This is a genomic window from Elusimicrobiaceae bacterium (genome assembly GCA_028700325.1).
Lineage (GTDB): Bacteria > Elusimicrobiota > Elusimicrobia > Elusimicrobiales > Elusimicrobiaceae > JAQVSV01.
Map to the genome: position 1 here is coordinate 1 of JAQVSV010000086.1, position 8023 is coordinate 8023.

General features: G+C 57.9%; 3 protein-coding genes and 1 tRNA gene. All 4 read left to right on the forward strand.

Going from position 1 to position 8023, the window contains the following annotated elements; translation table 11 throughout:
* Positions 1 to 170 precede the first annotated feature (170 nt).
* Positions 171 to 4661, forward strand: coding sequence for a hypothetical protein (locus PHW69_08975; protein ID MDD4005315.1), 4491 nt, complete (start codon positions 171 to 173; stop codon positions 4659 to 4661).
* Positions 4662 to 4781: 120 nt separating this feature from the next.
* Positions 4782 to 4854, forward strand: a tRNA-Thr gene (locus tag PHW69_08980).
* 26 nt (positions 4855 to 4880) lie between these two features.
* A complete protein-coding gene (locus PHW69_08985) occupies positions 4881 to 7400 on the forward strand; it encodes an O-antigen ligase family protein (protein ID MDD4005316.1) in 2520 nt (839 codons plus the stop codon).
* Positions 7401 to 7424: 24 nt separating this feature from the next.
* A partial coding sequence (locus PHW69_08990; GenBank protein MDD4005317.1) for a hypothetical protein occupies positions 7425 to 8023 on the forward strand: 599 nt, incomplete at its 3' end.

Genomic DNA, 8023 nt, shown 5'->3' on the forward strand with positions numbered 1-8023 from the left:
CGGCGAGCTGGTGAAAACGATCAGGAAATCAAGCAGCGTTGACAATATCGCCTGGGATGTCCGCAACGACGACGGGCAGAATGTGGCGAGCGGGCTGTATATTTATCTGATCGAGTCGGGCGGCCTGCGCAAAACGGGCAAACTTATCATTATCAAGTAGCGGAGCGAAAATGCGTAAATTACTGGCGGGTGCAATTCTTATCGGAGCGGCGTTCTGGCAGCCTTATGCCGCGGCGGGCGACGCGGAAGCCGATTCCGTGCCGTTCGTTATAAACTATCAGGGCCGGCTGGAACAGAACAACGCTCCCGTAAACGGCACCGTGCCGATGGTGTTCCGGATTATGGACGCCGCGACCGGCGGCAACGTGCTCTGGACCTCCCCGGAACTGATCGTGACGGTAACGGAAGGCATTTTCGGCACTTCGTTCGAGCCGCCAATGAGCATTATCGGAAAGGCGGGCAGCAAATATCTCCAGATTACCGTGGATAACGATGCGCTGAGCCCCGCCGAACGTATGCATTCGGTTCCTTTCGCCTATGTGGCGGCCGCGCTGGCGGACGGCAGCAATATCACCGTGTCCACTTCGATAGCCACTTACGGCTATGCCGATTCCTTCAGCGCGACCCGCATCTATATCAACGGACAGGAGTGGACCGGCTCCACGCAGACTTCGGTGGCATCGGTTTATTCCAGCGCCAACGTAAGTGTCGGGGTGGGCGCGCCGGCTTCTTCGGCCGACGGGCATATTACATTTTTTGTCAACAGCTACAGCGCGGGGAAAGTGGCGTCTTTTTATCCGAACGGCAGTCTGCTGCTGGGTGGTTCGGCAGGCGCGTACGACTCAACCAATCCTCAGCACCGGCTTATGGTGGACGGCGATATAGGGCATTACGCCGATTCGGTTTCGCCGGCCTATTTCGGCCTGCTGCATAAAACCGGCGTGACGGTGCGGCCCTCGTCCCGTTATTCCGCGACCTATCCCAACGGATTGCTGCGCGTGATGCCGCTGGCCGATTCGGCCGCCCGCAGAGCGGCGGTAGAGCTGTACGCGGTAGCCAGCGATACGGCCAGCGTCAATCCGGCCTCCTACGCGCGGGGCGTTTTTGAAATGTCGGGCTCAAGCCTGGCGATCAGGACAGAAGCTTCAGGCGCGGGCGTGCCTCTGTCTTTTGAAACCGCGGGCGAGAGCCGGGTTCTGGTTTCCACATACGGTTTCGTGACGGATTCCAACGGCGCGCATTCCGCGTGGGTCTATTTTTCGTCCGACGTGTATGTGCGGAGCGGCTTGAGGTCCGGCGATGTGGTGGTGGGCGCGCACGGAGGCAGTTCGCCCGTCGCGGGCGCGGCGGAAATAATGTCGCCGGCCGGCGCCTTGATTATTCAGGGGTCCACAGGCACGTCGGTCGGCATCGGCATTTCCACTCCGAGCGCGTCGTACAAACTGCATGTGAACGGCAGCGCGTATTTTGAAAATTCCGTTACGGTCGGGAAATTAACCAACCCGGCCGACCGGCTGGTGATAAATTCCAGCAATACCGCGATTAACGGCAATCTGCTGGCTTACACTTACGGCCGCGACAACCGCGTGGAACTGCCCACAACCACGATATACGGAACCCTCAACGTCATTAACGGCATTTCGGTGAACGGGAACGGAAGCGCGTATCTCGGTTCCACGCAGACCTTCACGGGCACGAACACGTTTTTCAATCCCGTGCATGTCACGAGCAATGTGTTCACGCTGGGTTATCCGGCAGTGCCGGCTGTGGATGTGTCGAAGGGCCTGTTCATTGTCGGCGGCGAAAGTACGGACAACGCGCGGCTTTCGCTTGTGGCCGGAACGGGCCAGGGCGCCGTCGGCACGAACGCCGACAGCGAGCTGTATTTTTACCGCGGCAGCACCGAAGCCGCACGGTTTGCCACTGGCGGCGACAGCAACCTTTCGCTGTATGTGAACAAATCCGCCCGCGCGGAATTCAGCGCTGACGGCAATATCGCGCTTGCGCTGTCCACCGCGTCGGAAACCCAGCTTTCTGTTACTGGAGGCGGACTGCTGGTAAAGCAGGATCCTGACGCGGAGGCCGCGTCATTGCTTGTGAGCGCGTCGGACGGGCGCGTAGCTGTCGGCACTTCCTCGTTCGGTTCCAATTCGCAGCTTACCGTTGCCGGTTCCATGCGGGTTTCCGGCACCGGCGCGGGAATTTATTTCCCGGACAATTCGTTTTTAACTTCCGCTTCAGCGGTTCAGGCGACGGCGGAGGCCGTGTCCAACTCCACCAACGCGGTTGTAACCGGAGGCACGGACAGCGGCATCGGCAGCGTAGTGCTTCAGGTCGGCGCGGGCAAGGCGGATGTGGTCATACGCAACAAGGAGGGTCCGGCGGGCGTGGCCAATATGGGCATCGGCACTGACGATCCCGCGGACCGGCTGCATATACTTCTGGGCAATCTCAGGGTCGGATCCCGTTCGATTTCCAATCCGTTCGGCGGCAACAGCGCGATAGTGGAAAACGGGCTGCTGGTAAGCAAATCCGCCTATCTGGCGACCGCGTCCGGGTCGGTGGGGATCGGCACGTCCACGCCAGGCGGGTTCAAGCTGGGAGTGGAGGGCGATATCAACACTTCCGGCGGGTTGTACGGGAACGGCGCCTTGCGTCTTACGTCCGCCGGCGCGCTGAAAAATATCGCCGGGATGGATTTTGCGTCAACAGCCGTATCTTCCTATACGCTGGCGACGGATAACAAAATACTGAATCTCAATCCCGGCAGTTCCCATGTAAATCTGGCGACTGATCTTTATGTGAACGGTACCCAGTTCCTTACGGTGAACCGGTGGCTGAGCAACATAAACGTTTTCAACCAGACCGTGGGCACGTTTGTTTCCACCGGGGTGTCCTCGTTTCTTTCCAGCTCGACCGCCATGGAAATATCGGCGGCGACCAGTTTCAAGCTCAGTTCGCCGTATTTCGATGTGAGGACGGACGGCACGCTCGTAAGCAGATTCGCAGGCGCGGCGGCGCTGGAGTTTACCGGCGCGGGCGCGGGGATTTCTTTTTCCGGGACCGGCGCCAAGCGCATAACCGCCGCGAATGACCTTTATATCGAACCTGCCGGAGTGACCGCGATCGGCGGCACTTCAAAATCCACTTTCAGCGTGACCGGCGCGCTGACTCTCAACTCGCCTCTGGCCGTCGGATCGGGCGGGACCGGCGCGGGCACTTTCACGCAGTACGGCCTGCTCTACGGCAATGGCGCCGGCACGATGGGGGTTACCGCGCAGGGTTCGGCAGAGCATCTGCTGCAGGCGAACGGCGCGGCCGCGCCGAGCTGGGTGCTGTCCACGTCAACGGCAGGACTGAATACGATTGTCCGCCGCGACGCCAGCGGCAACGCGACTTTTAACAAGATTTACGGCGCTATCGAAGGCACCGCCACCGTTTCCACGAATATCGCGGCGGGCGCGCTGGGTTATCTGCCTTATCAAAGCGCGGCCAATACCACGGTATTTCTGCCGCCGTCGGCAGCCGGCAGCACACATCTGCTTTACAGCACCGGCACCACGCCGCTGTGGGCGCTGGCCACTTCGACCGGCGGGTTCAATTCCATCGTCATGCGCGACTCGGGCGGAAACTTTTCAGCCGGCACGATAACCGCTGGTCTTACGGGCACGGCCAGCAGCGCGACGCATTTGGCGGGCGGCGGCGCGTCGCAGGTGCCGTATCAGACGGCGGCCGGCGTTACCGCCTATACCGCCACGCCCAGCGCGAACTATGCGGTATTATACAGCGCGAGCGGCGCGTCGCCTGCATGGCTGACGGCCACCAGCGGCAACACCGCAAGCGCTCTTGTCATGCGTGACGCGAGCGGCAACTCGACATTCAACAAGCTGTACGGCAATCTGGAAGGCACCGCCCTGATTTCCACGAATATCGCGGCGGGCGCGCTGGGTTATCTGCCCTATCAAAGCGGCTCGAACGCCACGGTTTTCCTGGCGCCGCCGGCTGCCGGCAACACCTATCTGCTTTACAGTACCGGCACCACGCCGCTGTGGGCGCTGGCCACTTCGACCAGCGGAATTAATTCCATTGTCCGGCGTGACGCGGGCGGCAATTTTTCAGCCGGCACGATAACCGGCGATCTTACGGGCACGGCGGCTTCCGCGACCAATCTGACCGGCGGGACCGGCGGAACGGGGCAGGTCGTGTATCAATCGGCGGCGGGCGCAACCGCGTATACGGCCTCGCCGGGCAATACGGCGGACCGGGTGCTTTACAGTATAACGGGAGCGGCTCCGATCTGGCGCCAGGCTACATATTCCAATACCGGCAATACCGTGGTTACGCGCGACGGTTCGGGCAATACCAGCGTTTCCGCGCTGTCCGCCAATTCGGTGGCGGCGACGGGCGACGTGGTCGCGGGCAACATGTCCACCACGGGCACTGTCATGGCGGGCACGGTTGACGTGACTGACGGGATTTCGGCGGCGTCGGTTTCCGCCACCGGAAAAATTACCGCGGTCGGCGGGTTCGGCGCAAACGGCAACAACGGGCTTAACACTACTTTCACCGTGGTGACAAGCACCACCGGCCCGGCCTGTTCCTCTCTTACGTTTACCGGGGGACTGTTAACCACGGTGACCACAGGGGTTGCCTGTCCCTGATGACTGGGTAGTTGTTTTAAACGGCCCCCCGCGTTCGCTCGCGGGGGGCCTGTGTTTTGCCGCTTGCCTGCTGTTTCCGTTTTCTGTATACTTATCACATACATTATCATGAGTAAAAACGCCGAGGTAGCTCAGCTGGTAGAGCAATCGCTTCGTAAGCGATAGGTCGTGGGTTCGATTCCCATCCTCGGCTATTCTCTTTTCATCCGTCAATGACATATGGCCAAAACCTCTAAGACAAAAGCTAAAGTCCAGGACTATCTGGCGCTTGAAATTCCGCCGTCCGTAAGTTTTTTGCGAAAGGCGATCATCTGGTGGCTGCCGATTTTATACCTGCTGGTTTCAAACGCGTTCTATCTGCGGACGTATGATTCCGCGCAGATTAAAATAACGCTGGTCCAGATGGGCGGACTGGCGCTTATAGCGCTGTGGGGCTGCCTGCTGGCGAGCGAGGGTAAAAAGGCGTTCAGAAAACCGGATTTTGTGGTGCTGGCGCCGTTTCTCGCTTACGCCGGCTATATAATTTTTTCGTTCCTGCAGGCTCCGTACCGCGGGCCGAGCGTGGATGACTTCATCCGCTATATGGTGTACATGACCGTGTCGCTTATGGTGATACGGGAATTCAACCTCAAATCCGTCAATCTGGTGACCAGGATACTTATTGTTTCGGCCTGGATCACGCTGGGGTACGGGGTTTTGCAGATCATAGATTACAAAATGTACCCGACAAATGACGACGGCGGCCTGCGCATGAGCCTGGATCCGTTTATCTGGCGCGGGGCGTTCGGGTCGCGCGTATTTTCCACTTACGGCAATCCTAATTTTTTCGGCAATTATCTGGTGATCATTTTTTTCATTCTGCTGGCTCAGTTCCTGAAAAACATGCGCAAGCACTGGACGATAGTGCTTCTGCTGCTGGCCGATTTAACCTGCCTGTGGTATACCGAAACGAAAGGCGCATGGGTGGGGTTTGCCATCGGCCTGTTCGCGTTCGTGCTGGTGTATTCGCTGTATTTTCTCCGGCATTATTATAAGGAGCGCAAATGGGTCAGGCCCGCTATCGTGGCTGTCGGGCTTGCGGTAATGCTGGGTTGTTTCTCTGTAGTAATAATGTACGCGGGGCAGCGTATGCAGTCGGTCAATTTCCGCGTTTTTACATGGCTTTCGACTTATGAAATGATAGAAACCCGGCCGCTCATCGGCACCGGCGCGGGTAGTTTCAAGGTAATTTATCCGGCGTTCCGCAGGCCGCAGATTTTCCATATCGAAGGCAAACACAATACCGAAACCGATCATGCGGAGGACGAGTACCTCGAACAATGGTTCGATAACGGCATTATAGGAGGCGGCATATTCCTCTGGCTTGTGTTCTTCACCATTCTTACGGGCCTGCGCGCGCTTAATGAAATGACGTCCGACGAGAAAGGCTCGGGTTCCGGCCTGGCTTCGAACCGGGCGTATGATCTGATGGGCTATCTGATCGCTTTTGTCGGAATGCTGTGCCATAACTTTTTCGACGTGAGCATGCGGTTCGTGTCGTCCGGAGTGTATCTGGGGCTGCTGCCGGGCCTGATAATTGTGCTGTCGCGCGGCAATGCGCTGTACGAGGTGCATGAAATTGAAGACCGGGCCAAACTGCTTGCCGCCCAGTCTGAGCGGCGGGAGGAGAAGGACTCCAGGCCCGGCGACGGGCCGGCGTTGTGGATTATGCGTTTTGCGGGGTGGCTGGTTCTGGGAATTTTTGTTGTCATGATGTTCAGGCAATTTTCCGAATTGCAGGGGCCGCAGGCGATGTATATACGCCGGGGCGACGTGCTTCAGTGGAATATCGCGTGGCTGGTGTTTATCGGCATAATAGCGGGGCTGGGCTATATGTTCGTGCGCGGGATCTACCTGTCGGCTTCGAAGCTGGTGCCCGTGATTGTGCTGCTGATGTTGTGGCCCATGTATTTCTTCTGGGGGTTTTTCAAGGCGGATGTCTATCACAATCTGGCGCTGTTTAATTCGCGCAGCAAGAACTGGGACGAGGCGCTTAAATATTACCAGCTGGTCAACAAGTATAATCCCTATTTCATTATGGCGTATTATTTCCGGGCGAACGTGCACAAGGACCGGCTGGACATGGATTCCGTATACAAACCGGAATGGGGCGACAAAAAAGACACTCCCCGCACCGATTATGAGCGCGCTACGGATATATACAATTATGTGAAGACAATCGCGCCGAATTACGTCCAGATGCATTACCATGTCGGCGAGCTGTATGTAAAAATGGCGGACTATTATTTCAGGAAGAACGATTCCGCGAACGGCAAAAAATTCCTTGATATGGCGTTGGGCAGTTTCAAGCTTTATCATGAAATAGATCCTGTTTTCCCGTACACCTATTATCATCGCTCGAACATTTACATGAGTCTGGGCAATGTGGAAAAAGCGGAGCGGGAGCTCAAGGACAATCTCTACGCGCCTTACTGCCACGAGCCGGGCCACACGCATGAGAACGCGGATGATTTCATCAAGCTCGCCGAGTTTGAGGCGCGCGTTGGCAAGGAAAAGGACGCGCTCGCGTCTTTCCAGGAGGCGAGAGCGTTCATCGTCAGGGACGCGCAGGCCAATCCGGAAAACCCCGATATCGCGAAAAAACTTGGCCAGACCGACGCTATCATAGCCCAGCTTAAAGCCCGCCTTGGCGGAGCAGGCAGGCCGGGCCGGGGCATGGCGCCGGCGGTATCGAACTAGCGGTTTGGGCGGATTATTGATTTAATGGCGCAAAAACGAAAAACCGAACGACACTCCGCTCCGGCGGCCAGGGCGCAGCTTGACAAGCCGGGTTCCGCAAAAAAGTCCGGCGGCGGTTTCTGGCGCAGAATACTGATCGTTTCCGTTTTTTTTGTCGCGCCGCTGCTGTTTTTTACCGGGCTTACACGCAATCCTTATTACACCCAGATCGTCCTGCTTAACACGGCGATGCTGGTTCTGGCGCTGTTTAAAACAGCGGCGCTTTGGCGTGACGGACCGATAACCTTCAGATACAGCCCGCCCGATATCCCGTGGGCGGGCTGGATTTTTGCCTGTGTTTTAAGCTGGGTTGTTTCCTATTCGGGCCATGCGGCTTTTTTCAGGCCGGCGATCGCCGGCGAGGGGCTGCGGGCGTTTCTGTTCCTTCTGGTTAATGCGTTCGGCGCGTATCTGCTGGGGAAATCTGCGGAGCCTGAAGCGGACTCCAAACCGTCCGGCTGGCTGCTGGTTTTCGTGCTGTGGGCGTTGCTCTGGGGCATGTATCCGGGCCTTAAGCAAACAGCCGTGGGGCCCGGAATACTGGCGAATATATTCGACCCGTACGGCACTATACTGTGGGTGGG